Annotated in this window: 27 protein-coding genes, 1 tRNA gene and 1 riboswitch; of the genes, 24 read left to right on the forward strand and 4 right to left on the reverse strand. The window is 59.8% G+C overall.

Annotated elements, in window-relative coordinates:
- Positions 1-16: 16 nt before the first annotated feature.
- From nthA to ACTJJ7_RS17200, 6 genes are all read left to right on the forward strand, one after another.
- Positions 17-637 (forward strand): nitrile hydratase subunit alpha, encoded by a 621-nt coding sequence (gene nthA, locus ACTJJ7_RS17175; protein WP_440968263.1) that lies wholly within the window; start codon positions 17-19, stop codon positions 635-637.
- Positions 634-1,293 (forward strand): nitrile hydratase subunit beta, encoded by a 660-nt coding sequence (gene nthB, locus ACTJJ7_RS17180; protein WP_440968264.1) that lies wholly within the window; start codon positions 634-636, stop codon positions 1,291-1,293. The genes nthA and nthB overlap by 4 nt, the downstream gene beginning before the upstream one ends.
- A complete protein-coding gene (locus tag ACTJJ7_RS17185) occupies positions 1,280-1,642 on the forward strand; it encodes a nitrile hydratase accessory protein (RefSeq protein WP_281032800.1) in 363 nt (120 codons plus the stop codon). The genes nthB and ACTJJ7_RS17185 overlap by 14 nt, the downstream gene beginning before the upstream one ends.
- 1 nt (position 1,643) lies before the next feature.
- On the forward strand, positions 1,644-2,090 hold the full coding sequence (locus ACTJJ7_RS17190) for a hypothetical protein (protein ID WP_105732244.1): 447 nt from the start codon (positions 1,644-1,646) through the stop codon (positions 2,088-2,090).
- Between the two features lie 61 nt (positions 2,091-2,151).
- On the forward strand, positions 2,152-3,279 hold the full coding sequence (locus ACTJJ7_RS17195) for an ATP-dependent DNA helicase (RefSeq protein ID WP_105732245.1): 1,128 nt from the start codon (positions 2,152-2,154) through the stop codon (positions 3,277-3,279).
- 26 nt (positions 3,280-3,305) lie between these two features.
- Positions 3,306-3,707 carry a GNAT family N-acetyltransferase gene (locus tag ACTJJ7_RS17200; RefSeq protein ID WP_440968265.1) on the forward strand — a complete coding sequence of 134 codons (402 nt, stop codon included), beginning with the start codon at positions 3,306-3,308 and terminating at the stop codon, positions 3,705-3,707.
- A 31-nt stretch (positions 3,708-3,738) separates the two neighbouring features.
- Here ACTJJ7_RS17200 and ACTJJ7_RS17205 read toward each other — a convergent pair whose 3' ends face one another.
- Entirely contained in the window at positions 3,739-4,428 is a 690-nt protein-coding gene (locus ACTJJ7_RS17205; RefSeq protein ID WP_440968266.1) for a TenA family protein, read from the reverse strand.
- 139 nt (positions 4,429-4,567) lie between these two features.
- Here ACTJJ7_RS17205 and ACTJJ7_RS17210 point away from each other — a divergent pair, with 139 nt between their 5' ends.
- The 5 genes from ACTJJ7_RS17210 (at position 4,568) to ilvC (ending at position 10,482) form a co-directional block, all read left to right on the forward strand.
- Complete coding sequence (locus ACTJJ7_RS17210; protein ID WP_440968267.1) at positions 4,568-5,308, forward strand: pyridoxine 5'-phosphate synthase; 741 nt, start codon at positions 4,568-4,570, stop codon at positions 5,306-5,308.
- A 142-nt stretch (positions 5,309-5,450) separates the two neighbouring features.
- The gene (locus tag ACTJJ7_RS17215; protein ID WP_440968268.1) at positions 5,451-7,376 is read left to right on the forward strand and encodes a potassium transporter Kup; all 1,926 of its coding nucleotides are present in this window, start codon (positions 5,451-5,453) and stop codon (positions 7,374-7,376) included.
- Between the two features lie 78 nt (positions 7,377-7,454).
- Complete coding sequence (locus ACTJJ7_RS17220; protein WP_440968269.1) at positions 7,455-8,678, forward strand: FAD-dependent oxidoreductase; 1,224 nt, start codon at positions 7,455-7,457, stop codon at positions 8,676-8,678.
- A 105-nt stretch (positions 8,679-8,783) separates the two neighbouring features.
- Positions 8,784-9,428, forward strand: a complete 645-nt coding sequence (locus ACTJJ7_RS17225) for a TetR/AcrR family transcriptional regulator (RefSeq protein ID WP_440968270.1) — start codon at positions 8,784-8,786, stop codon at positions 9,426-9,428.
- A 34-nt stretch (positions 9,429-9,462) separates the two neighbouring features.
- A complete protein-coding gene (gene ilvC / locus ACTJJ7_RS17230; RefSeq protein WP_440968271.1) occupies positions 9,463-10,482 on the forward strand; it encodes a ketol-acid reductoisomerase in 1,020 nt (339 codons plus the stop codon).
- Between the two features lie 52 nt (positions 10,483-10,534).
- Here the strand turns inward: ilvC and ACTJJ7_RS17235 are convergent, their stop codons facing one another.
- Positions 10,535-10,891 (reverse strand): BA14K family protein, encoded by a 357-nt coding sequence (locus ACTJJ7_RS17235; protein ID WP_105732251.1) that lies wholly within the window; start codon positions 10,889-10,891, stop codon positions 10,535-10,537.
- 324 nt (positions 10,892-11,215) lie between these two features.
- Here ACTJJ7_RS17235 and ACTJJ7_RS17240 point away from each other — a divergent pair, with 324 nt between their 5' ends.
- The 4 genes from ACTJJ7_RS17240 (at position 11,216) to ACTJJ7_RS17255 (ending at position 14,259) form a co-directional block, all read left to right on the forward strand.
- A complete protein-coding gene (locus ACTJJ7_RS17240; protein ID WP_105732252.1) occupies positions 11,216-12,331 on the forward strand; it encodes an endonuclease/exonuclease/phosphatase family protein in 1,116 nt (371 codons plus the stop codon).
- Positions 12,332-12,334: 3 nt separating this feature from the next.
- A complete protein-coding gene (locus tag ACTJJ7_RS17245; protein WP_440968272.1) occupies positions 12,335-13,045 on the forward strand; it encodes an NUDIX hydrolase in 711 nt (236 codons plus the stop codon).
- A 117-nt stretch (positions 13,046-13,162) separates the two neighbouring features.
- A complete protein-coding gene (locus ACTJJ7_RS17250) occupies positions 13,163-14,080 on the forward strand; it encodes a PhzF family phenazine biosynthesis protein (protein WP_440968273.1) in 918 nt (305 codons plus the stop codon).
- Between the two features lie 103 nt (positions 14,081-14,183).
- Positions 14,184-14,259 (forward strand) — tRNA-Lys (locus tag ACTJJ7_RS17255).
- Positions 14,260-14,313: 54 nt separating this feature from the next.
- Here ACTJJ7_RS17255 and ACTJJ7_RS17260 read toward each other — a convergent pair.
- Positions 14,314-15,060 (reverse strand): FkbM family methyltransferase, encoded by a 747-nt coding sequence (locus ACTJJ7_RS17260; protein WP_342588448.1) that lies wholly within the window; start codon positions 15,058-15,060, stop codon positions 14,314-14,316.
- A 445-nt stretch (positions 15,061-15,505) separates the two neighbouring features.
- On the opposite strand from ACTJJ7_RS17260, the gene ACTJJ7_RS17265 reads away from it, so the two are divergent.
- The 7 genes from ACTJJ7_RS17265 to ACTJJ7_RS17295 all read left to right on the forward strand — a co-directional run bounded on the left by ACTJJ7_RS17265 (position 15,506) and on the right by ACTJJ7_RS17295 (position 21,220).
- Complete coding sequence (locus ACTJJ7_RS17265; RefSeq protein WP_105732256.1) at positions 15,506-15,850, forward strand: RidA family protein; 345 nt, start codon at positions 15,506-15,508, stop codon at positions 15,848-15,850.
- 250 nt (positions 15,851-16,100) lie between these two features.
- Positions 16,101-16,376, forward strand: coding sequence for a 30S ribosomal protein S21 (gene rpsU, locus ACTJJ7_RS17270; protein ID WP_105732257.1), 276 nt, complete (start codon positions 16,101-16,103; stop codon positions 16,374-16,376).
- 208 nt (positions 16,377-16,584) lie between these two features.
- Positions 16,585-17,154 (forward strand): NADPH-dependent FMN reductase, encoded by a 570-nt coding sequence (locus ACTJJ7_RS17275; RefSeq protein ID WP_440968274.1) that lies wholly within the window; start codon positions 16,585-16,587, stop codon positions 17,152-17,154.
- Positions 17,155-17,243: 89 nt separating this feature from the next.
- Positions 17,244-17,360, forward strand: a riboswitch (TPP riboswitch).
- Positions 17,361-17,457: 97 nt separating this feature from the next.
- Positions 17,458-19,290: a phosphomethylpyrimidine synthase ThiC gene (gene thiC, locus ACTJJ7_RS17280; RefSeq protein ID WP_440968275.1), complete on the forward strand. Its 1,833-nt coding sequence runs from the start codon at positions 17,458-17,460 to the stop codon at positions 19,288-19,290.
- Positions 19,290-20,243, forward strand: a complete 954-nt coding sequence (gene thiO / locus ACTJJ7_RS17285; RefSeq protein ID WP_440968276.1) for a glycine oxidase ThiO — start codon at positions 19,290-19,292, stop codon at positions 20,241-20,243. The genes thiC and thiO overlap by 1 nt, the downstream gene beginning before the upstream one ends.
- A gap of 2 nt (positions 20,244-20,245) precedes the next feature.
- Positions 20,246-20,443, forward strand: a complete 198-nt coding sequence (thiS, locus tag ACTJJ7_RS17290) for a sulfur carrier protein ThiS (RefSeq protein WP_440968277.1) — start codon at positions 20,246-20,248, stop codon at positions 20,441-20,443.
- A 3-nt stretch (positions 20,444-20,446) separates the two neighbouring features.
- Positions 20,447-21,220: a thiazole synthase gene (locus tag ACTJJ7_RS17295; RefSeq protein WP_440968278.1), complete on the forward strand. Its 774-nt coding sequence runs from the start codon at positions 20,447-20,449 to the stop codon at positions 21,218-21,220.
- Positions 21,221-21,308: 88 nt separating this feature from the next.
- On the opposite strand, the gene ACTJJ7_RS17300 is transcribed toward ACTJJ7_RS17295, so the two are convergent.
- Positions 21,309-21,758, reverse strand: a complete 450-nt coding sequence (locus tag ACTJJ7_RS17300; RefSeq protein WP_105732262.1) for an RrF2 family transcriptional regulator — start codon at positions 21,756-21,758, stop codon at positions 21,309-21,311.
- A 305-nt stretch (positions 21,759-22,063) separates the two neighbouring features.
- On the opposite strand from ACTJJ7_RS17300, the gene ACTJJ7_RS17305 reads away from it, so the two are divergent.
- The gene (locus ACTJJ7_RS17305; RefSeq protein ID WP_105732263.1) at positions 22,064-22,255 is read left to right on the forward strand and encodes a hypothetical protein; all 192 of its coding nucleotides are present in this window, start codon (positions 22,064-22,066) and stop codon (positions 22,253-22,255) included.
- 272 nt (positions 22,256-22,527) lie between these two features.
- A complete protein-coding gene (locus ACTJJ7_RS17310; protein WP_105732264.1) occupies positions 22,528-23,532 on the forward strand; it encodes a sulfate ABC transporter substrate-binding protein in 1,005 nt (334 codons plus the stop codon).
- Positions 23,533-23,583: the final 51 nt, after the last annotated feature.

The following is a 23,583-nucleotide window of genomic DNA, read 5'->3' on the forward strand; positions in this document are numbered from 1 at the left end:
CGCATAAGTTTCCACCATGTCCCATGATCACGATCACCACCACCACGATAATGAGCTTGATCCGATGGCCGCGCGGGTGCGGGCACTGGAAACGATCCTGACTGAAAAAGGTCTTGTCGACCCCGATGCAATCAATGCCATTGTCGACACCTACGAAACCAAAGTCGGCCCCCGCAACGGCGCGAGGGTTGTGGCCAAGGCGTGGGTCGATGCGGAGTTCAATGCCTGGTTGAGACGCGATGCGACCGCAGCTATTGCGTCGCTGAGCTATACCGGCCGCCAGGGCGAGCATATGCAGGCGGTGTTCAATACGCCGGAAACCCACAATCTCGTCGTGTGTACGCTGTGTTCCTGCTACCCGTGGTCGGTGCTTGGCTTGCCGCCGGTCTGGTACAAGTCGCCGCCTTACCGCTCGCGCGCCGTCATCGATCCGCGCGGTGTGCTGGCGGAGTTTGATCTGGTTCTGCCTGACACCACCAATATCCGCGTGTGGGATTCGACCGCCGAGCTGCGCTACCTCGTCATACCGCTGCGCCCGCAAGGCACCGATGGCTGGAGCGAAGAACAGCTTGCCACGCTGGTGACGCGCGATTCGATGATCGGCACGGGGCTCGCCCGTGTGCCGGAGGTGGCATGAACGGGCCGCAGGATCTTGGCGGGCAGATGGGTTTCGGCCCGATTAATCCGGAGAAGGACGAGCCCTATTTCCATGCCGCATGGGAAAAGCGGGCACTCGGCCTGACGCTCGCCGCCGGGGCCATGGGGCACTGGAACATCGATGAAAGCCGCCATGCGCGCGAAAGCCTGCATCCGGCGGACTATTATTCCTCGAGCTATTACGAAATCTGGACCAAGGCGCTGGAAGTGCTGCTGAAGCGCCACGGTTTCGTCACCGATGCGGAATTGGCAAAGGGACATTCGCTTGGCAAGGGAGCCGAGCCCAAACGCGTCCTGAAAGCGGAGAACGTTGCCGCCGTGCTGGCCAAGGGCGGTCCCTGCGACCGTCCGGTCGGGCAAACGCCGCGTTTCCAGCCGGGAAGTCGTGTCAAAACCCGCAACTTCAACCCGCAGACGCATACGCGACTGCCGCGCTACGCCCGCGGGAAAACCGGTGTCGTGGAAGCGGTGCATGACGGCTTCGTCTTCCCGGATACCAATGCCCATGGCCAAGGCGAGAACCCGCAATATGTCTATACGGTCGTGTTCACGGCGGCTGAAATCTGGGGTGAAGGCGCCGATCCGGCCTTGACCGTCAGCATCGACGCCTGGGAGAGCTATCTTGAGCCTGCGTGACCTGATCGCGCATTCGCAAGGGCTGGGTGATGGGATCGATGCGCCGGTTTTTGCCGAACCCTGGCAGGCGGAAGCCTTTGCCATGGTGCTGGCCCTGCACAGCCGTGGACTGTTCGGCTGGGATGAGTGGGCGCAGGCGCTCTCCACACAGCTGAAACGCCCTGGCGCACGCGCGGATGGCAGCGATTACTACCATCACTGGGTCGCGGCGCTGGAATCCCTCATTGCGGCAAAGAACGTGACGAATTCCGCTGATATTGATGATCTCGCCGCTTCATGGCAACGTGCTGCCCACGCAACCCCGCATGGTCAGCCGATCAGGCTGGAAAACGATCCGGAAAGGTCTTGAGATGCATGGAGCTTTGACGGTCCGCCGCGCAGCGATTGCATGGATGCTTGTGGCAGCGGCCATTTTTTCCGTGCCTGTCCGGGCACAGGACGCGTCCTGGCCCGCCACCACCGAACAGGACCTGCGCAAGCTCCTGACCGGCGCGACGATCACCGGTGAAGTCAAGGCGCAGCCGCCTTTCAATTTCACCGAGTTTCTGGGTACAGACGGCAAATCGCGCGGCAAGCTGATTGAATGCTGCAAGCCGGACAAGGTGCTGACCAACGGCATGGCCTATGCGGGCGAGTGGACGCTGGAGAACGACACGCTCTGCCTGCTTTATGAGGGCGAGGAGCAGAAGGTCTGCTGGCGCCTGCAGGTGAAGGGTGATGAATTCCGTATGACCGATACGGAAACCGGCTATTCCGGAACGGGAAAAATCCGGCCGGGAAACCCGGATAATCTATAGTATAAGGTGTCATTCACCCATTTTCCTTGCCCTTTGCGGGCGAATCCTGTCAGTCAGGGCAATGCAATTATCACCACAACAGGATGAGGCGCTCGGCGCCGTTTCCAAATGGCTGAAAGACGGGCGCAGCCCGATTTTTCGGCTTTTCGGCTATGCCGGCACGGGCAAGACAACGCTGGCCCGCTATTTCGCCGAGCATATTGACGGCGATGTGCAGTTCGCCGCTTTCACCGGCAAGGCCGCGCAGGTCCTGCGCTCGAAGGGCGCCGCCAATGCGCGGACGCTGCATTCGCTGATTTATCGCCCGCGCGGCGAAGAGGCGGTCGAGGATGAAACGACGGGAAAGACCAGCATCGCCCCGACCTTCTCGCTCAACCGGCAGAGCCCGGTCGCCAAGGCCAAGCTGATCGTCGTCGACGAGTGCTCGATGGTGGACGAGCAGCTCGGCCGCGATCTCATGAGCTTCGGCACGCCCATTCTGGTGCTGGGCGATCCCGGCCAGCTGCCGCCCATATCCGGCGGCGGCTTCTTCACCGAACACGAGCCGGATTTCCTGCTCAGCGAAATCCACCGGCAGGCGCGCGACAATCCCATTCTCCGGCTTGCGCTCGACGTGCGCGAGGGACGCGAGTTCGGCTATGGCGATTTCGGTGCGGCCAAGGTCATCTCCAAGAACGAGGTGACGCAGGATCTGGTGCTCGGTGCCGATCAGGTGCTGGTGGGCACCAACCGCACCCGCCGCCGCTACAATCAGCGCCTGCGCGAACTCAAGGGTTTTTCCGCCTCCTTCCCGCAGGCTGGCGACAAGCTTGTGTGCCTGCGCAACGATCCGGCCAAGGGGCTGCTCAACGGTTCGTTGTGGAAGGTCATGACCTCCTCGCGCGAGACGGTCAAACCCGGCATCAACCTGCTGGTGGCGCCGGAGGATGAAGAGCCGGGCAGGGGCGTTGCCAAGATCAAGCTGCTCAAGGCGCAGTTCGAGGACCCCGACACGGAAATCCCGTGGCAGACCAAGAAGCGCTATGACGATTTCGACTATGGCTACGCGCTGACGACCCACAAGGCGCAGGGCTCGCAATGGAACGAAGTGGTGCTGTTCGACGAGAGCTTTGCTTTCCGCGATACGCGCGACCGCTGGCTCTACACGGCTATCACGCGCGCGGCCGAACGGCTGACGGTGGTGCGCTAAGGTCTTGTCTGCCGGGAGGGGCGAATATGGATTTGCAGTGGATCGACCGGATAGAAGGCCCCCATCGGCAGGAGCTTCACGCACTCTACCGGAATGAATGGTGGACCAAGAACCGGCAGTTCGACGATGTCGTGCGTATGCTGGATCACTGCGACATTGTCATCGGTTGCTGCGCGGAGGGCAAGCTGGTGGGTTTTGCCCGTGTTCTGACCGACTATGTCTACAAGGCCATGATCTTCGACGTGATTGTTGATGAAAAATTCCGCGGGACAGGATTGGGGCAAAAGATCATGGAGCGCATCAAAGGCCATGAAAAGCTCCAGTCCATGGCAAGCTTCGAGCTTTACTGCCCGGATCGCCTCGTCCCGTTCTACGAGAAAATGGGCTTCGCCACAGGCACATCCTCCCTGCTGCGCCACCAGCCCTGAGGCAGCGCCTTCACATTTGCCCATCTATTGATCAAGCGCCGCGCAATCCCATCGACCAGAACCCGGCTTCCAGCCGCGTCGCCACGCGAAACCGGCGGTTGAGCGTCTTCCAGCGCCCGGATGTTTCAGGCGATGAGCCGAGCCGGGTGCGGACGCTGCTTTCGATGAGCCGCCCGACCGCGTGGCATGCCTCCTGATAGTCCTTGCCCGCATAGGTATCGATCCATGGTCGGTACGGATTGCCTTGCGCCGGGACAGCGGCAAGGCGGGTGCCGATTTCGCCATAGCCCATCACGCAAGGGGCAAGCGCGGCAATGAGGTCGAGAAAGTCGCCGGACAGCCCGGCATCGATGACGTAGCGGGTATAGGAGAGGTTCTCCGGCTCCTCGTCGGTCTGCAGCAGCATCTGGCGGGAAATCCCGGCCTTCGCGCATATCTCGATATGCAGCGGCATTTCATGATTGACCAATGCATGCACTGTTGCCGATGCCAGCTCCAGTTCTTCATGGCTTTCCGCTTTCAGGACAGCCATGCCCCAGGCCCGCGAGAAGTGGAACAGAAAGATGTAGTCCTGGACCAGATAGTGCAGAAAGGCCGTTTCGGGCAGGGAACCATCGCCCAGGCCGCGCACAAAGGCGTGGTCGACATAAGCGGACCAGTCGGATGCGGCATGCGCACGCCATTGGGCAAAAACCGGGGAGGAAAAATCGGATGGGCTCATGAAACCATACTCTTTGCGGGCAAGAACTTGCGAGGCGAGGGCTGACCTGCGAACATCTTTCGGGACAGGCCAGATTCCAATGTTTAATGTTCGCTTTCTGCTGTAAAGATCAGGACAGCAAGAAACATTGGACTTCAGCATGACAGCTTCCCTTTCCGTGAACCTCAATGCAATCGCCATGTTGCGCAACCGCCGCGACCTGCCCTGGCCCAGTGTGATCGGGCTTGGCCGCGTGGCCTTGGCTGGCGGCGCTGCCGGGCTGACCGTGCATCCGCGGCCGGACGAGCGGCATATCCGCTTTTCCGACCTGCCTGAAATTCGCGCCCTGATCGATGACGAGTTTCCGCAGGCCGAATTCAACATCGAGGGGTATCCGACGGCGCAATTCCTCGATCTTGTCGCCAAGAACGAGCCCGAACAGGTCACGCTGGTGCCGGACGATCCGGCACAGGCCACATCAGATCATGGCTGGGATCTGAACAAGACCGGCGATTTCCTGGCGCCGATCATCCGGCAGCTGAAACACCAGTCGGCGCGGGTGTCGCTGTTCATCGATGCCGATCCGGACGCACCGGCGCTGGCCAAGGCGCTCGGGGCGGATCGTGTCGAACTCTATACCGGCCCCTATGGCGGCGCGCATGACGATCCGCGCCGCGAGGCGCTGGAACTGGACAGGCTGGCAAAGACCGCGGAAGCGGCGGCAAGGGCAGGCGTTGCGGTCAATGCCGGGCACGATCTGACAGTCGCCAATCTGCCTGCTCTCGTCAGAAAAGTGCCAAATCTGGTGGAAGTTTCAATCGGTCACGGGCTGACAGCTGATGCTTTGACGCACGGTATGTCGCGGGCTGTGGAAAGATTCATGAATGCGCTGCAGGCGTAGCGCCTTGATTCGCGTGCATGATTTGCGTTGCCATGCGTTTTTGCATAACGTGGGATGACAGCTATGTTAAAATGGCGATTGATATTGCGGTGCAACACGACTAACTCGTCCGCCCACGCTGTCGGAGCGAGGGAAAACCTGTATGAGTGACCAGCAAGTTGGCGACGAGAACTGTTTAAACGGTACCGCCGCCTATGAACCGGAACCGCATCACAAAGAAGCATTTCCGGTTCTTGTGCTAGGCGCCCTCGGCGTTGTCTATGGCGACATCGGGACAAGCCCGATCTACGCTTTCCGCGAAGCGCTGCATGCCGCATCGCTCGATGGAGTCCTGAGCCGCACCGATATTCTCGGCGTGGTCTCGATGATCTTCTGGGCGCTGACCCTGATCGTGACCATCAAATATGTTTTCTTCGTGCTGCGCGCCGACAATGACGGCGAGGGCGGCATTCTTTCGCTGATGGCGCTGGCGCGGTCGAGTTTCAAATCCCGGCCACAGCTCATTCTCGGTCTCGGCATTGTCGGTGCGTCGCTGTTTTACGGCGATGCGGTGATCACCCCGGCCATCTCGGTGCTTTCGGCGGTTGAAGGCCTGGAGATCGTTACCCCGTCGCTGGAACCCTTTGTGGTTCCCATCACTTTGGTCATTCTCCTGACCCTGTTTTCGGTCCAGCGCTTCGGGACGGCGCGTGTTGCCACGATTTTCGGCCCGATCACCCTGTTGTGGTTTCTGGCCATCGGCTTTTTCGGCGCATGGCACCTGTTCGACGATGTCAGCATCTTTGCCGCCGCCAACCCGTATTATGCGGTGGATTACATCCTCGAGAACCCGGCAACGGCCTTCCCGACCATCGGCACGGTGTTCCTGGCGGTGACCGGTGCGGAAGCACTCTATGCGGATCTCGGGCATTTCGGCCGCAAACCGATTGCCACCGCCTGGGTCTGGGTCGTCTTCCCCTGTCTGCTCCTGAACTATTTCGGCCAGGGCGCGTTCATCCTGGCGCATGGCGAGTCGGCCAAGAACCCGTTCTTTGAAATGTTCCCGCATTGGGCGCTGCTGCCGATGGTGCTGCTTGCCACCGCCGCCACCGTCATCGCCAGTCAGGCTGTTATCTCGGGCGCCTATTCGCTTTCCCGCCAGGCGGTGCAGCTCAATCTCCTGCCGCGCCTCAACATCGAGCACACCTCGGAGAAGCAGTCCGGCCAGGTCTACCTGCCGCGGGTCAACATGCTGCTCGGCCTGGTGGTCATTCTGCTGGTCCTTGGCTTCGAACGCTCGACCAACCTGGCTTCCGCCTATGGCATTGCCGTGACCGGCAACATGCTGGTGACGACGATCCTGCTCTTCATCGTCATGAGCCGCATCTGGAAGTGGCGCCTCTGGGTCGCCGTGAGCCTGACCGTCTCTTTCATCATCATTGACCTGACATTCGTCAGCGCCAACCTGATCAAGGTCGTCGATGGCGGCTGGGCCTCCCTTGTGGTGGCGTTCCTCATCATCCTGGTGATGTTCACCTGGGTCCGCGGCAGCCGTCAGCTGTTCGAAAAGACCCGCAAGGGCGAAGTGCCGCTCGATCTGATCTCGAAGAAGATGGCGCAGAACCCGCCGCCGCTGGTGCCGGGAACCGCCGTGTTCCTGACGGGCGATCCCAAGAGCACGCCGACAGCTCTCATGCACAGCCTGAAACACTACAAGGTGCTGCATCAGAACAATGTGATCCTGACTGTTATCACCGCGCCGTCGCCGCTGGTCAAGAAGAGCGAGCGGGTCAAGATCGAGCCGATCAACGACCTGTTCATGCGCGTCACGCTGACCTTCGGCTATATGGAGCGCCCGAACATACCGCGCACGCTGGCGATCTGCCGCAAGCAGGGCTGGAAGTTCGACATCATGACCACGTCCTTCTTCCTGTCGCGCCGCTCGCTGAAAGCGTCGGCCCGTTCGGAAATGCCGCATTGGCAGGACCGGCTGTTCATCGCGCTGGCGCGTACCGCCAGCGATGCCACGGAGTATTTCCAGATTCCGACCGGCCGCGTCGTCGAAATTGGCACGCAGGTGAATATCTGAACCAGTGAGACGCGATATCGGGTTGAAAGACCCATATTGCGTCTGTATGCCCGTAGCAGCAAACGGGCAGGGGTCAGATTGAAAAAACAACAGATCGCCATTGTTGGAGCAGGGCCGGCCGGGCTTGCCGCCGCGCTCTACCTTCATCGCGCCGGGCATGATGTCAAACTGCTTGAACGGTTTGCCGCCCCGTCGCCCCTCGGCTCCGGCCTCATCCTGCAACCCACCGGCCTGACGGTGCTCGACGATCTCGGGCTGTTTGATCGCATCGCATCCCTCGGCAACCGGATCGACCGGCTCTACGGCGCCGATGCCCTGTCCGGGCGGGCAGTGCTGGATGTCCGGTACGTCGCGTTGAAAAGCGGGCGCTACGGCGTGGCCGTGCATCGCGCCGCCCTGTTCGATGTGCTGTATCAGGCGGTGCTGCAGGAGCGTATCGATATCACGACCAATGTCGATGTCATCACGATGCACACGGGCAATGGCCGGGCATGGCTGATGACCAATACGGGCCGCAGCATCGGCACGTTCGATCTGGTCATCGACGCCAGTGGATCGCGCTCGCGGCTCAAGCAGTTTGCCATTCATCCCAGTGAACCGGAGCCCCTGACGTACGGCGCTTTCTGGACGTCGCTGAAATGGTGCGGGGACGGGTTTGACACACGCTCGCTGCTGCAGCGCTACCGTAGGGCTGGCGTGATGATCGGCGTGCTGCCGATTGGCAGAACAGATGCCGCCGGAGATCCGATGGCCGCTTTCTTCTGGAGTACAAAACCGGATGAGGCGGAGGCCCTGCGCGCTGCGGGGATCGAAAGCTGGAAAGACCGGGTATTGTCGCTCTGGCCGGAATGTTCCGCCTATACCGGTCAGATCGATGGTTTCGACGATATGACGCTGGCGCGCTATGGCCATCATACGCTGGCCATGCCTGCCGGGCGCCATCTTGCCGTCATTGGCGATGCCGCCCATTCCACCAGCCCGCAGCTCGGGCAGGGTGCCAATATGGCGCTGCTGGACGCGCGGGCGCTTGCCCATGCCCTTGCTACATCCACGGAGATCGACGCGGCACTATCAGCCTATGCCGCTTCCCGCCGGGCGCATGTGCGCGGTTTCCAGGCCCTGTCGCGGGCATTCACCCCGTTCTACCAGTCGGATTCAACCCTGTTGCCCTTCGCGCGCGACTGGGTGGTTCCGACCGTGGCGCGTATTCCGCCGGCGCCGCAGCTTCTGGCATCCATGGTATCGGGTACCCTGATCGACCCGTTCCGGCCAATCGGTTTGCGGGAAAAGGCCTGGATTTAGGAATCTTTTTCACGCCCACTTGCCAAATGATTTTCACCGCACTAGAACCGAACCGTAACGTACGGTACGGCAATTGAAGCCGTGAAATCGAAGGGAAGAAGCCTCGTGCAATCCGCTGCGGAAGCCAGTGACAGCCCATTGACAGAGCGTCAGCGCGACGTTCTCGATGCGGCGCTTGGCCTGCTGGTGGAAGCGGGCGATGCCCTGACGATGACGAGCGTGGCGCGCCGCGCCAGCTGCTCCAAGGAAACCCTCTACAAATGGTTCGGTGACCGGGACGGGCTCCTGACCGCGACGGTCCAGTGGCAGGCGTCGAAGGTGCGCGGCGTCACGGTCAGGCGCGACGGTCTTGATCTCGCATCGCTGACAAGCGGGCTGGAACGCTTTGCGTCGGATTGGCTGCGCGTTCTCTCCGGCAAGATTTCCGTGGCGCTCAACCGCGTGGCCGTCAGCCATGCGGGCAGCGACAAGCGCGATCTCGGCGCCATCGTGCTGGAGAACGGGCCGTTTGCCATGGCGCGCCGCCTGATGCCGCTGCTGGACGTCGGGCGCGACGCTGGCCTGCTGGCGTTCGACGATACGGAAGACGCATTTCGCACTTTTTTCGGACTGGTCGTCCGGGATGTGCAAATCCGGTTGCTGCTCGGCGACCGGTTCGAGTTGACTGATGTGGCAATCGACGGCGAGGCCCGGCGCGCGACACAGCAGTTTTTCGCTCTTTATGGAGCTCATACCAACGCGGCCGGTTAAGGCCGCTGTACGCAACGCTGAAGGGAAGAAATCAATGCGCGTATATTATGACCGCGATGCAGACATCAACCTGATCAAGTCGAAGAAGGTTGCCATTATCGGTTACGGTTCGCAGGGCCGCGCCCATGCGCTGAACCTGAAGGACTCCGGAGCCAAGGACGTGCGCATTGCCCTGCGTCAGGGCTCTGCCACCGCCAAGAAGGCCGAAGCCGACGGCTTCCAGGTCGTCAGCGTTGCCGAAGCGGCAAAATGGGCCGACCTGATGATGATGGCGACCCCGGACGAACTGCAGGCCGACATCTACAAGGATCACATCGCCGACAATATCCGTGACGGTGCCGCGATTGCCTTCGCCCACGGCCTCAACGTGCATTTCGGCCTGATCGAGCCAAAGAAGACCGTTGACGTGGTCATGATCGCGCCGAAGGGCCCCGGCCACACGGTTCGCGGCGAATACCAGAAGGGCGGCGGCGTTCCCTGCCTCATCGCCATCCACCAGGATGCATCGGGCAATGCGCATGATCTCGCACTGTCCTATGCCTGCGGTGTCGGCGGCGGCCGTTCGGGCGTCATTGAAACCAATTTCCGCGAAGAGTGCGAAACCGATCTGTTCGGCGAACAGGTGGTTCTGTGCGGCGGCCTGGTCGAACTGATCCGCGCCGGTTTCGAAACGCTGGTTGAAGGCGGCTATGCCCCTGAAATGGCCTATTTCGAATGCCTGCACGAAGTGAAGCTGATCGTCGACCTGATCTATGAAGGCGGCATCGCCAACATGAACTACTCGATCTCCAACACGGCCGAATGGGGCGAATACGTTTCCGGCCCGCGCATCATCACCGCCGAAACAAAGGCCGAGATGAAGCGTATCCTGACCGACATCCAGACCGGCAAGTTCACCTCCGACTGGATGCAGGAATACAAGGCCGGCGCATCGCGCTTCAAGGCCATCCGCCGCAACAATGACAAGCACCAGATTGAAGAAGTCGGTGAAAAGCTGCGCGGCATGATGCCATGGATCGGCAGCAACAAGCTGGTCGACAAGGCCAAGAACTAAGGTCTCCGGACCGTTCGAATAAAAGGCCGATAGAGCGATCTATCGGCCTTTTTCATTGCAGCGTGCAGGTGCGGCGCGGCCCGCTCAGCGGCTGATAGGTGTTGTCGAAGGCGCGGTAGGATTGATAGCGGTCCTGGCAGATCTGCGCCTGGGTGCGGGTCGGCGGCGAGATGATGGGCCGACTGGTGCGGAAATCATTGCAGCGCGCCGAGCCCGTGCAATTGGGGCCTGCAAGGTTGGCGGGGCTGTCGGTGCCGAGGATCAGTGGCTGTTTTGGCACCACATCATTGCCGCGCGGAGCTGGGCGATAGGGCTGCACCTGCGCCGATGCGGCGCTAAGGCCGACGGTCAGGGCAAGGCCAAAGGCGGCGAGGGCTGTGATCAGGGTCTTCATCATCGTCATGTCCATGCTGTTTCCCCTAATATAGGCCTTTGTATTTCCTATCGCTACCGCCAAGCGGAAATCCGCGCGGTAACGGTTTCGGCACTAGTGGAACGAATTTGACATTCGCGTCGCATTTGACATCGCGCGGTGCATGCGAATGTCAAATTCAAAGTTCCACTAGAGTTATATGGTTGCCAGTGGTCCTTTGATTCTGACATTTGCCTGAATGGCCTGTATCAAAGGAATGCAAATGTCAGAATCGGACCACTGGTTGTGATCTGCCAATCAGGTTAGGCTCACACCAGCGTCCTGCTTCGGCCGCCGGTTTTCATAATTCAGGGTCTGTGAATGTCTGTACGCATCGCCACGTTCAATGTCGAAAATCTGATGAACAGGTTCGATTTCTCCGGCTTCAAGAACAATCTGAACAAGGACCGGACGCTGCAGCTGTTCCAGATCAATGATGAGGAACAGTACCGGCAGCTGGAACAGGCACGGGCTATCGCCCATGCGGACGATACGCGCCAGCTGACGGCGCTCGCCATTGCCGAAACCCACGCGGATATTCTCTGCCTGCAGGAAGTCGACAATATCGGTGCGCTGAACGCCTTCGAGTTCGGCTATCTCTTCAAGATGGTCGGCGAGGGCTACCGGCACAAATACATGCTGGAAGGCAATGACAGCCGCGGTATCGACGTGGCAGTGCTCATGCGCGACCAGACCCGGCATGGCGAGCCGATCGAATTCATCGAAATGACCAGCCATGCCCACGTGACCTATAATGATTTCGGGCTTTACAACGCCGAGATCGCTGCGCTCGGGCTTGAGCCGCATGAGCGCATTTTCAAGCGCGACTGCCTGGAGATTGACGTGCGTATTGGCGGGCGGCCGCTGACACTGTTCGTCAGCCACTTCAAGTCCATGGGGCCGCCGCGCAACGGGCTGGACGGGCGCACGGCCTCCATGCCGGTGCGCGTGGCCGAGGCCAAGGCGGTGCGGCGCATCATCGAGGACCGGTTTGCGAACAGCGGCGGTGCGGCCAGCAAGCATTGGGTGATCTGCGGCGATTTCAACGATTATCGCGAACGGATCGTCATTGGCGGCGATTCGCTGGCCGGATACAGGTTCGATCCGGTGCGCGAGGCGACGAGCAGCGTCGATGTGCTGCTGGAAGGCGGCTTCTGCGAAAATCTGGTGGAACGGCGCCCGGTGATGGATCGCTGGACGCTGTACCATACGCGCGGCCCGGAGGAGCGGCACCTGTGCCAGCTCGATTACATCCTGGCGTCTCCCGCATTGGCCCGGACCAACAGCAAGGTAGTGCCCGACATCATCCGGCGCGGCCAGCCATACCGCACGATTTTCCCGCCTGATCAGAAGGTCGAGCTGTTTCCAAGAATTGGCTGGGATCGCCCCAAGGCAAGCGATCATTGCCCCGTTGCCGTCACGTTCAACGTCGTCTGACCCATGCACACCATTGACGAAGCAACCGTCATCCCGATCCGTCAGGCCATTGTGCGCGTGGAGGAGGGGCCTCTCGCCTACGATGTTCAGCACCGTGCCGGCATAACCGCGAACTGGACACGCGAACTGGCGGCCAATCCCTCGCTTTTCGACGGCTCGTTCTTCCTGGCTGAACGGGCTGCGATCGATGCGGGTATTTTCCGCGCGGCCTACAGGCGGACGAGCTTTGCCACCATGATGCACTGGAAGCGCAACCGCACGGACGCAAAGCCGTGGCACATCTTCAGCGTCGGGGTCATGGTATCGGCCGACAACAGGCTGATTGCGGGGCAGATGGGCGCAACGACATCGGCGGCCGGACGGGTATATTTCCCGGCAGGCTCCTTCGATGCGGGTGATCTTGCTGGCGATCAGGTCGACTTCGACGGCAATGCCCAGCGCGAGGTGGCCGAGGAAACCGGTATCGATCTTGGCAGCGCATTGCGCCGGGACGCCATGGCCTATCTCGTCAGGGTGGAGCGGAGCATTGCCGTGTTCCGGCGTTACTACTTCCGGCAGACCGGCGATGAACTGCTCGCGTCAATCCGTGCAGCCATTGCCGCCCAGGCCGATCCGGAACTGGATGGTGTTTGTGCCATTGCGGCTGCGGGCGAGATGGGCGAGGCGACGCCGCGCACCTTCGCCACTTTTGGCGACTGGCATTTTGGATCTTGAGCTTGTCGAACCACGCACCACATGGCCTGCAGGCTGGAATGTCACCGTCACAAGGTTTATCTTGAACAGCTCTCTCCAGTCTCTACTTTCGCCAAAGGTTTGACGAGGAGTAAGCAAATGACCGGCCGGCATTATCAAGTCTATGATGTTTTCACCGACGAGGTCCTGACGGGCAATCCCCTCGCGGTTGTGCACGATGCGGCCGGACTGGATGATGCCGCCATGCAGCGCATTGCCGGGCAATTCAATCTGTCCGAGACGGTGTTTGTGCTGCCGGCGCAGAACCCCGCCCATACGGCGCAGATCAGGATTTTCACGCCCGACTACGAAATGCCTTTTGCCGGCCATCCGACCGTTGGCTCTGCCATTGCCCTGGCGCAAAGCCGCTTTCCCGATGTTGCGGGGGATCAGGAAACGCTGATCATTCTGGAAGAGAAGGTCGGTCCGGTCCGCTGCGGCGTGAAGCTCAGCAAGGCGGGAGCATTTGCCGAATTCGATCTTCCCAAGCTGCCGGAACAGGTGCCGTACAATCACGACAGGATTGCACTGGCCAATGCCCTGCGCCTGGAGCCAAGGGAGATCGGCTTCGAGAATCACGTTCCGACCGTCTGGGATGCGGGCGTGCCTTACCTGCTGATCCCGATTCACGGGCTGGCCGCCGCCGGGCGGATTCGAATCAATCAGGACGCCATGAAAAAGGCTGCGCCTGTGATCGACGGGCGTCAGCTGCCCGCTTACGTCTATTGCCGCGAAACGACGCTGCACGACAGCAATTTTCATGCGCGGATGTTTGTCAGCGACGAAGGCACCTATGAGGACCCGGCAACGGGTTCCGCCACGGCAGCTTTTGCTGGCGCCATCCAGCACTTTGACCGGCCGCTCGACGGATTGCTGCGGCTGTGGCTGGAGCAGGGCCAGGAAATGGGCCGTCCATCGCGCTTGCGGCTGGAGCTGGATATCGCCGACCAGAAGCTTGCCGGCGGGCGTATCGGCGGTTCGGCGGTCAAGACGGCAGAGGGACAGCTTTTTGTTTAAACAACTTATTGTTCAAAGCTGACATAAAGTTTTCAAGAAGGGCTGGACAGGCCGGATTTGCCCCGTTATAGAGCCCCCACCTTCGGTCGTCAAAGCGGCTGACGGGCACATAGCTCAGTTGGTAGAGCAGCTGACTCTTAATCAGCGGGTCGTAGGTTCGATCCCTACTGTGCCCACCAATCAGAACCCCAGGTCATATCGATGACTTGGGGTTTTCTCATTTTACCGCGATTTTAGAGCATCCGCTGTTTTGGCTTGGCCAGAAGATGAGGGTTGGGCAGGCCGATGAGGTAATTCATGTCGATCTCATGCGCCTCGTGCCATTCGGGATCCTCGTCGATGGAAAAAACATATCCGCCGGCCGGCAGGGCTTCCATGATGGCAAAGCAGTGGGCACGCGCGTCGACCTGCATGAAGTTGTGAATTTCGATGTCGATAAACGGCAGCTGCTGCAACACGCCGCGGGCGCCCTTCAGGGCGGCAACCTCATGTCCTTCCACGTCGATCTTGAGAAAATCCACCTTGCCGAGATCCGCATCGTCAAGCGCGATGACCTCGACGACCAGATCACCATCGGGAGCATGCACATTGATATCGTTGAGGATGACGTTGCTGTGCGGGGCCAGCACCTTGTGGGTGCCCGTCTTCTGCCCGACGGCCTTGCCATGCGTTACCACATTTGCCAGCCCGTTCAGCTCGGCATTGCGCTGCACGACACCCGCATTGAATGGCAGTGCGTCAAAAGCGGTCACCCTGCCGGCGGGACCCGCCTTTTGGCCGAACAGCACAGTCATCAATCCATGATGGGAGCCGCAGTCAACAACATGCGAGCCTGGTTCGATCAAGTAAATGCAACGCTCGCGAAATCCAGTATAGTTGTTACCAACTGCAACGTACCAATGATATCCGATCTCATCGGCGATACAAAACGGCAAGGATCTGTCGCCATATCTTATGTTTTCAACGAATGGATATATCAATTACTTATCACTCCCGTCGAATTTTGTTTAAGATTCTCTTACATAATCGTAATGTTGTCTAGTGATGCAAGTATAAAGTTTAATTAATAGTGATTTGCAGTTGGTTGGTGCGGGTCGTCGCCGTCAAGAGCGCTGCTACCGCCGCATGGCCGAGTATGCAGCGGCGCGGTGATGCTGCAAGACACATAACGACAGAATAAGCCCATTTGCGTCAGATCATTTGCCCTTCTTTCCCGTGGTTAATACCGGTGCAGCGAACGCAGATGCAAACGGCCGCGGGCGGCTCGTGTCAGAGGGCAAGGCACGTGAAAACCACGGGTTGAACGATGATTTCTGTTGCTTTCCGGCGGGTCCCAACTATAACGCCTTGAATAGGGCCGGATGGCCCTTTTTTCTTATATGCCTGTCCAGTATCGATCTATCCAAACTGCTAGAGGAGCTTTCTATGAGCATTCGTCGTATTGAAGTCGGCCCACGCATGAGCCAGGCCGTTATCCATGGCAACACGGTTTATCTTGCAGGACAGGTCGGCACGCCGGGCAAAAGCGTCACCGAGCAGACCAAGGACGTTCTGGCTTCGGTCGAGCGCCTGTTGAAGGAAGCCGGTTCCGACAAGTCCAAGATCCTGCAGGCCATCATCTGGATGGCCGACATGAAGGACTTTGCTGAAATGAACGCGGTCTGGGATGCTTGGGTTGATCCTGCCAACACACCTGCGCGCGCCACCGGCGAAGCCAAGCTGGCGACACCGGACTACCTCGTCGAAATCATCATCACCGCTGCCATCTGATTCCCTGCGGAAAATCCGTCCGATAGGGCGGATTTGGCAGAATGACAGGTTCATCCCGGCGGAAATATTGAATTTGCCGGGATGAAATACAGTGCATGTCAGTAAAACTGCGCCCGTGCACTGGATTTTTAGCGCGGGAATGAATAAAGTCCGCGCTTCTCGGGATTGCCGTTGTGGTAATTCATCAAACGCTTGTCTGATTGTGGCGCTTATGTCCGCAAGACGAGACAAGCATGGGTAAGGAAAACGATTGCAAGTTCTCGTCCGTGATAACAATGTTGAACAGGCCCTCCGGGTCCTGAAAAAGAAGATGCAGCGCGAAGGTCTCTTTCGCGAAATGAAGGCGCGCCAGGCTTTTGAAAAGCCATCCGAGCGCCGTGTCCGTGAAAAGGCTGAAGCCGTCAGCCGCGCCCGCAAGGCAGCGCGCAAGCAGGCACAGCGTGAAGGTCTGCTTCCTGGTCCGAAGAAGAAAGAACGCGTTGCCCGTCCAGGCGCCGCTTCCAGCGATTTCAACAACAACCGATAATCAATGACTGGAGTTTCCGGTCCTTGCAAAACGCGACAGAACCCGCACAGCACGCCATGCTGGAGCGGGTTTCGTTTTATGAAGACTCCGCCGTAACTGTCGTCTTCACATCGATATTACCCGGTTTCAAAAAAGTGCCTTCTTGTGCGTTGCATCACGCCGCGCCTATGCATGCTCCATGATATTCAAGCCTTATGGAGACCTTTCAATGGCACCCAAGCTCAACATCGTCCATGTCAGCACCCGCCCGGGCCGCGCCGGTTCGCCGGTTTCGAAATGGTTCCATGACTTCGTCAAACAGGATGGCCAGTTCGAACCCGTCCTGATTGACCTGGCCGATCTCAACCTGCCGGTTTTCGACGAACCCAACCACCCGCGCGCCAAGAAGTACGAGCATGCGCACACGAAAAAGTGGAGCGCGCTGGTCGAGGCGGGCGATGCAATCGTGTTCGTGACGCCGGAATATGACTATTTCGCCCCGCCATCCCTGACCAATGCGATCATCTATCTCTGGCAGGAGTGGAACTACAAGCCGGTCGGTTTCGTCAGCTATGGCGGCGTGTCGGGCGGCCTGCGCTCGGTCGAATCGGTCAAGGGCCTCATTTCCGGCCTGCGCATGGTTCCCATCCCCGAAGGCGTTCCCGTTCCGGCGTATCAGCAGTTCATCAACGATGAAGGCGTCTTCCAGGCCAATGAACTGGTGACGGCGAGCGCCAACACCATGCTTGGCGAATTGCTCAAGTGGAGCAATGCGTTGAAGCCGTTGCGCGCGTCCTGATCCGGTAAAGGCGTCCGGAAACAGCAGGGCGCCACGCACACGATTTTACCGATCCGCTTGACAAATGGCGGATCGGGCGTTCAATTCAAGACATTCACCAGGGGGGTCCCGACAAGGGGCTGAGATTCTGCTGGCTTTTGCAGCGCAGTGACCCGTTGAACCTGATCCAGTTCATACTGGCGTAGGGACGGTGCGAAAGTCATGCGAGTCAGCCTCGGCACATCCGTATCCGGATTCGCAATCTCTTTTCATCCTTCCGGCACAGAACTGGGTTTCCACGCTTAACCGCCTAGGAGCCTGATGATGACCGCAATTACCCCAACCGTTTCGGCAGGACCGCTGCCGGCTTCGATCAAGATATACAAACCGGGCCATATCCATCCGGATTTGCGCGTGCCGCTGCGCCAGATATCGGTGCACCCGACGGCGGGCGAGCCGCCGGTGACGGTGTACGATTCGTCCGGGCCATATACGGATGCCGATGCTGTCATCGACATTGCCAAAGGCCTGCCGCGCCTCCGTGCGAGCTGGCTCTCCGGTCATGCGGACCTTGCCGCCTATGACGGCCGCCACGTCAAGCTTGAAGACAATGGCTTCGTCACCGGCGAACGGCTGACACCGGAATTTCCGGTGCGCAACCGGCCGCTGCGGGCGAAGGGCGATAAAGCCGTCACCCAGCTTGCCTATGCCCGGGCGGGGATCATCACGCCCGAGATGGAATATGTGGCGATCCGCGAAAATCTCGGCCGCGACGCCGCAAGAGCGCAGTTGGAGCGCGACGGCAATTCCTTCGGCGCGTCGGTGCCGGATCATGTCACGCCGGAATTCGTCCGTGAGGAGATTGCCCGGGGCAGGGCGATCATTCCGGCCAATGTCAATCATCCCGAACTCGAACCGATGATCATCGGCCGCAACTTTCTGGTCAAGATCAACGCCAATATCGGCAATTCGGCGGTCACCTCCTCCATGGCGGAGGAAGTGGAGAAAATGGTTTGGGCCATCCGCTGGGGTGCCGATACAGTGATGGATCTGTCGACCGGCCGCAACATCCACAATATCCGCGAATGGATCATCCGCAACGCGCCGGTGCCGATCGGAACGGTGCCGCTCTATCAGGCGCTGGAAAAGGTCGGCGGCATCGCAGAAGACCTGACATGGGAGGTCTATCGTGACACGCTGATCGAGCAGGCGGAGCAGGGCGTGGATTATTTCACCATCCATGCGGGTGTTCGGTTGCATTATATCCCGCTGACCGTCGACCGCGTCACCGGCATCGTGTCGCGCGGCGGCTCGATCATGGCCAAGTGGTGTCTGCATCATCACCGGGAAAGTTTCCTCTACGAGCATTTCGAGGAAATCTGCGATATCTGCCGCGCCTATGATGTCAGCTTCTCGCTTGGCGACGGCCTGCGTCCGGGTTCCATCGCCGATGCCAATGATGCGGCGCAATTTGCCGAACTGGAAACGCTGGGGGAACTGACGCAGATTGCCTGGGCCAAGGGCTGCCAGGTGATGATCGAGGGCCCCGGCCATGTGCCGATGCACAAGATCAAGGCGAACATGGACAAGCAGCTGGCCGTCTGCGGCGAGGCACCGTTCTACACGCTGGGACCGCTCACCACCGATATCGCACCGGGTTATGATCACATCACCTCGGGCATCGGCGCGGCGATGATCGGCTGGTTCGGCACCGCCATGCTTTGTTATGTCACGCCGAAGGAGCATCTCGGCCTGCCCAACCGCGACGATGTGAAGATCGGGGTGATCACCTACAAGATCGCCGCCCATGCGGCCGATCTTGCCAAGGGCCATCCGGCGGCGCAGGTGCGGGACGATGCCCTGTCGCGGGCGCGCTTCGAATTCCGCTGGGAAGACCAGTTCAACCTGTCGCTCGATCCCGAAACGGCGCGGCTGTTCCACGACGAGACATTGCCGAAGGAGGCGCACAAGGTGGCGCATTTCTGCTCGATGTGCGGGCCGAAATTCTGTTCGATGCGGATTTCCCACGACATCCGCGCCGAAGCGCAGAAGGAGGGCATGTCAGCCATGGCGGAAAAATTCCGGCAGGGCGGCGATCTCTACATGCCGCTGAAATCGGCTAGTGAGCCCATACCGGCATCGGGTGACGATTTCTGATGCGTATCCTTGTCAAAGGCGCTGGCGTGGCCGGGCTTACCGCCGCGCATGAACTGATGGCGCGGGGCGCAGACGTGACCGTCTTCGACCCGCGCCGCGATACGTCCTCGACCGCCTCATGGTATGCGGGCGGCATGCTCGCCCCCTATTGCGAGCGGGAAAGCGCGGAGGAGCGGGTGCTGGAACTCGGCCTGGCGGCTGCCTCCTGGTGGGAGGCGGCCCTGCCTGGACGTGTCACGCGCAACGGCACGCTGGTGCTGGCGCCGGCGCGCGACGCCGGGGAACTCGACCGTTTTGGTTCGCGCACCTCGGGTTTTGCCGGCTTAGACGCGCAGGAACTGAGCAGTCTCGAACCTGACCTTGCGGGACGCTTCCGCCGGGCGCTGTTTTTCAGGGACGAAGCGCATCTCGATCCGCGCCGCGCCCTGACGGCGCTGGCGGCGAAGCTGGCCGCATCCGGCGTTCGCTTTGAGAACGAGCGGGACGAGGGCAAATTCGATCGCATTGTCGACTGCACCGGTTATTCCACGGCCAAGCCGGACCTGCGCGGGGTGCGCGGTGAAATGCTCATCCTGCAAACCCGCGACATCGCGCTGGCCCGGCCTGTGCGGCTGATCCATCCGCGTTTTCCCGTCTACATCGTCCCGCGCGCCGATCACCTCTTCATGGTCGGCGCGACGATGATCGAAAGCGATGCGACGGGGCCGGTCACCGCGCGGTCGATGATGGAACTGCTCAATGCCGCCTACAGCCTGCACCCGGCCTTTGGCGAGGCGGCGATCATCGAGACCGGCGTGGGCGTGCGCCCGGCCTATGCGGATAATTTTCCGCGCGTGACGCGCGATGGCCGGGTGATCAGCATCAACGGAATGTACCGGCACGGATTTTTGCTGGCGCCTGCCATGGCGATGCGGGCGGCAGCGATGGTTTTTGACTCGCAGAAGGTAGCTTGATCATGAGACTGATCGTCAATGGAGAACCGCACGAGGTTGCGGCCAAAACACTGGCCGATTTGCTCGGCGAATTGGAGTATGAGGGCGAATGGCTGGCGACCGCGCTCAATGGCGAACTGGTGCGAGCGACCGCGCGTGCTGCCGTGGGCCTGAATGACGGCGACCGGGTGGAAATCCTCACCCCGCGGCAGGGAGGCTGAGCCATGCTGACCCTTTATGGCACCGAACTGTCCTCGCGCCTCCTGCTTGGCACCGCGCAATATTCGTCACCGGCGATCCTGATGGATGCGGTGAAGGCATCGCAAACCAGCATCGTCACAGTGTCCCTGCGGCGGGAGATGGCGGGCGGCAAATCCGGCGACAGGTTCTGGTCGCTGATCCAGTCGCTCGGCGTGCATGTCCTGCCCAACACGGCGGGCTGCCACACGGTCAAGGAGGCAGTGCTGACCGCCCAGATGGCGCGGGATATTTTTGCCACCGACTGGATCAAGCTCGAAGTCATCGGCAATCACGACACGCTGCAGCCGGATGTGTTTGCGCTGGTGGAAGCGGCGCGCATCCTCAACGCGGATGGTTTCAAGGTGTTTCCCTACATGACGGACGATCTGGTCGTGGCGGAGCGCCTGCTCGAGGCGGGGTGCGAGGTGCTGATGCCGTGGTGTGCTCCGATTGGATCGGCGCTCGGCCCGCTCAATCTGCACGCGCTGCGTGCCCTGCGCGGGCATTTTCCCGAGGTTCCGCTCATCGTCGATGCCGGGCTCGGCCGTCCGTCTCATGCCGCCACGGTGATGGAGCTGGGCTTTGACGCGATCCTGCTCAACACCGCTGTTGCCAAGGCGGCGGACCCGGTTGCCATGGCCGCTGCCTTCGCCAAGGCGGCGGATGCCGGGCACATGGCCTTTCATGCGGGCATGCTGGAGCCGCGCGATGTGGCGGTGCCGTCAACGCCAGTTATCGGAAAGGCTGTCTTTACCTGATCAGGGCCGTTTGGCGTAACGTACGGCTTCATCGGCGTAAAAAGCCAGTGTTTCCGGATCATTGGCGGTCATGGTGTTTCCCGAGGGGTTAGCTGTCGAGCACGGCTGCCAGCTTGCCGCCGTTGCCATAGGCGAGGCAATCGGCAATCGTGGTCTTATCGAGCACGCCGCGCGTCACATTGGCGACCTCGCTGAAGACATGGCGGATTTCGCACTTGTCTTCGCTGTCGCAGTCTTCGCAGCGCCGGTAGGCAATCTTGCTGAGGCACGGCAGGGGCGCAATCGGCCCGTCGATCAGTCTGAGGACCTCGCCGAAGGTGATGTCTTCTGCCTGCTTGAGCAGGAGATAGCCGCCCATCTTGCCGCGGCGGCTCATGACGATGCCCTGGTGTTTCAGGTCAAGCAGGATCTGTTCCAGGAATTTCTTCGGAATGTTCTGTTCTTCAGCGATATCCGAAATGAAGAGGGCCTTTTCGGCATCGGCTCTGGCGAGAACGACAAGCGCCCGGAGCGCATATTTGGCTTTCTGCGAAATCATGATTGTTGCCTGACCACCCTATGAGATGCAGTCATAGTCCCTCGCTCCACATTTTCTAGTGTAAAAATGTTAAAAAATGGAGTTTTTTCATGGCGGCCAAATGTCTTAAAAATGGCTGTTAAGGCCCTGAAAAATAATCATTCATAAAGAATTAAGCATTCTAAAAGTTGCAAAAGCGTTAAAATCGATACACGATTAAACAGGTAGTGATTGTTGACAAATTTTTACAACCGGTCATCATCGGGTATTGGTTGTCTCGTGGAGACAGCTGCACTCTGCAACCCAACTGTTTTCTGGAGGTCGCAATGTACAGTGAAGTATCCGGCATCTTTAATCGGGCGGAACGCCTGTGGCGCGAGGTATTTGCCTCGGAAACCCTCGATACCGGGACACGCGATGCGAAGAAGCGGGACAGCGACGAGGCCTCGGCCAAGCGCCACCGCAACTGGACCGAAGAGGATTTCCTCTGGTGCTGGCAGCATCGCGGCTTCTGGTAAGACGCTTTTGATCGAGACGCTGCCTCGCGGCATCGCGAGGTGGAAGCAGATTGCGGAACCGGTCCCGATAGACCGGGCGAATATTTCATTTTGGGTATTTCTTAGAATAAAGTTTTAAGAAGCAAGTGATTGTTGGAATTGCAATTCTTCCTCTCCCGGAAAATTGACGGCATTCTCGGAAAAAATATCCGTTCTCCTATGACATCGCTGGGTTGGATGGGGCTGGGTTTATTTCGACAGCACGATCCGTGCTGGCTGCTTGGGAGAATGCAATGAAGAAACTGTTCGTTTATGCCACGGTCGCTCTGGCGCTCGGCCTCGGGCCGGTGAATGCCGCCGAACCCACCGCAATCCTCAACGTATCCTACGACATTTCGCGCGAGCTGTACGAACAGGTCAACAAGGCCTTTACGGCCGCCTACAAGAAAGAGGCGGGCAAGGACATCACCGTCAGCCAGTCGCATGCGGGATCGTCAAAACAGGCCCGCTCGATCCTGGAAGGGCTGGAAGCCGATGTCGTGACCTTCAACCAGGTCACCGACGTGCAGGTGTTGCATGACAAGGGCAATTTCATTCCCGCTGACTGGCAGTCGCGCCTGCCGAACAATTCCTCGCCCTATTATTCCCTGCCGGCCTTTCTGGTGCGTGCGGGCAACCCGAAGCATATCAAGAACTGGGATGATCTCGTCCGCGACGATGTGAAGGTGATTTTCCCCAATCCGAAAACCTCGGGCAATGCGCGCTACACCTATCTGGCGGCCTATGCCTATGCGCTTGAGGCCAACAACAAGGATGAGGCCAAGGCGCAGGATTTCGTCAAGAAGCTCTTCGCCAACGTGCCGGTGTTCGACACGGGCGGCCGTGCCGCCACCACGACCTTCGCCGAACGCGGCATCGGCGATGTGCTGATCACCTTCGAGGCGGAAGTGCTGGGCACGCGCAAGCAGCTGGGCGAAGACAAGTATGAAGCGGTGGTGCCGCCGGTCAGCCTGCTGGCGGAGTTTCCCGTCACCGTTGTCGACAAGGTCGTCGACAAGCGCGGATCGCGGGCCATTGCCGAAACCTATCTGAAATTCCTCTACACGCCGGAAGGGCAGGACATTCTCGCCCAGAATTTCAACCGCGTGCATGACGAGACCATCAAGGCGAAATATGCCGCGCAATTCCCGGAAACGCGTCTGGTGACTGTTGAGGACGTTTTCGGCGGCTGGGACAAGCTCTCCAAGGAGCATTTTAGCGAAGGCGGCATCCTCGACAAGGTTTTCACCAAGCGCTGATCAGCGGCTAAAAATCCAAAAAGCGGCGCGGCCTCCAAGCTGCGCCGCATT

The sequence above is a fragment of the Phyllobacterium sp. 22229 genome, from assembly GCF_052056495.1.
In the GTDB taxonomy this organism is placed as follows: domain Bacteria; phylum Pseudomonadota; class Alphaproteobacteria; order Rhizobiales; family Rhizobiaceae; genus Phyllobacterium; species Phyllobacterium myrsinacearum.

What these genes read in the sequence shown, in the direction of transcription:
- nthA (WP_440968263.1), top strand. Translation starts at nt 17, where the DNA reads ATGTCCCATGATCACGATCACCACCACCACGATAATGAGCTTGATCCG.
- nthB (WP_440968264.1), top strand. Translation starts at nt 634, where the DNA reads ATGAACGGGCCGCAGGATCTTGGCGGGCAGATGGGTTTCGGCCCGATT.
- ACTJJ7_RS17190 (WP_105732244.1), top strand. Translation starts at nt 1,644, where the DNA reads ATGCATGGAGCTTTGACGGTCCGCCGCGCAGCGATTGCATGGATGCTT.
- ACTJJ7_RS17195 (WP_105732245.1), top strand. Translation starts at nt 2,152, where the DNA reads ATGCAATTATCACCACAACAGGATGAGGCGCTCGGCGCCGTTTCCAAA.
- ACTJJ7_RS17200 (WP_440968265.1), top strand. Translation starts at nt 3,306, where the DNA reads ATGGATTTGCAGTGGATCGACCGGATAGAAGGCCCCCATCGGCAGGAG.
- ACTJJ7_RS17205 (WP_440968266.1), bottom strand. Translation starts at nt 4,428, where the DNA reads ATGAGCCCATCCGATTTTTCCTCCCCGGTTTTTGCCCAATGGCGTGCG.
- ACTJJ7_RS17210 (WP_440968267.1), top strand. Translation starts at nt 4,568, where the DNA reads ATGACAGCTTCCCTTTCCGTGAACCTCAATGCAATCGCCATGTTGCGC.
- ACTJJ7_RS17215 (WP_440968268.1), top strand. Translation starts at nt 5,451, where the DNA reads ATGAGTGACCAGCAAGTTGGCGACGAGAACTGTTTAAACGGTACCGCC.
- ilvC (WP_440968271.1), top strand. Translation starts at nt 9,463, where the DNA reads ATGCGCGTATATTATGACCGCGATGCAGACATCAACCTGATCAAGTCG.
- ACTJJ7_RS17235 (WP_105732251.1), bottom strand. Translation starts at nt 10,891, where the DNA reads ATGGACATGACGATGATGAAGACCCTGATCACAGCCCTCGCCGCCTTT.
- ACTJJ7_RS17240 (WP_105732252.1), top strand. Translation starts at nt 11,216, where the DNA reads ATGTCTGTACGCATCGCCACGTTCAATGTCGAAAATCTGATGAACAGG.
- ACTJJ7_RS17245 (WP_440968272.1), top strand. Translation starts at nt 12,335, where the DNA reads ATGCACACCATTGACGAAGCAACCGTCATCCCGATCCGTCAGGCCATT.
- ACTJJ7_RS17250 (WP_440968273.1), top strand. Translation starts at nt 13,163, where the DNA reads ATGACCGGCCGGCATTATCAAGTCTATGATGTTTTCACCGACGAGGTC.
- ACTJJ7_RS17265 (WP_105732256.1), top strand. Translation starts at nt 15,506, where the DNA reads ATGAGCATTCGTCGTATTGAAGTCGGCCCACGCATGAGCCAGGCCGTT.
- ACTJJ7_RS17275 (WP_440968274.1), top strand. Translation starts at nt 16,585, where the DNA reads ATGGCACCCAAGCTCAACATCGTCCATGTCAGCACCCGCCCGGGCCGC.
- thiC (WP_440968275.1), top strand. Translation starts at nt 17,458, where the DNA reads ATGACCGCAATTACCCCAACCGTTTCGGCAGGACCGCTGCCGGCTTCG.
- thiO (WP_440968276.1), top strand. Translation starts at nt 19,290, where the DNA reads ATGCGTATCCTTGTCAAAGGCGCTGGCGTGGCCGGGCTTACCGCCGCG.
- thiS (WP_440968277.1), top strand. Translation starts at nt 20,246, where the DNA reads ATGAGACTGATCGTCAATGGAGAACCGCACGAGGTTGCGGCCAAAACA.
- ACTJJ7_RS17295 (WP_440968278.1), top strand. Translation starts at nt 20,447, where the DNA reads ATGCTGACCCTTTATGGCACCGAACTGTCCTCGCGCCTCCTGCTTGGC.
- ACTJJ7_RS17300 (WP_105732262.1), bottom strand. Translation starts at nt 21,758, where the DNA reads ATGATTTCGCAGAAAGCCAAATATGCGCTCCGGGCGCTTGTCGTTCTC.
- ACTJJ7_RS17305 (WP_105732263.1), top strand. Translation starts at nt 22,064, where the DNA reads ATGTACAGTGAAGTATCCGGCATCTTTAATCGGGCGGAACGCCTGTGG.
- ACTJJ7_RS17310 (WP_105732264.1), top strand. Translation starts at nt 22,528, where the DNA reads ATGAAGAAACTGTTCGTTTATGCCACGGTCGCTCTGGCGCTCGGCCTC.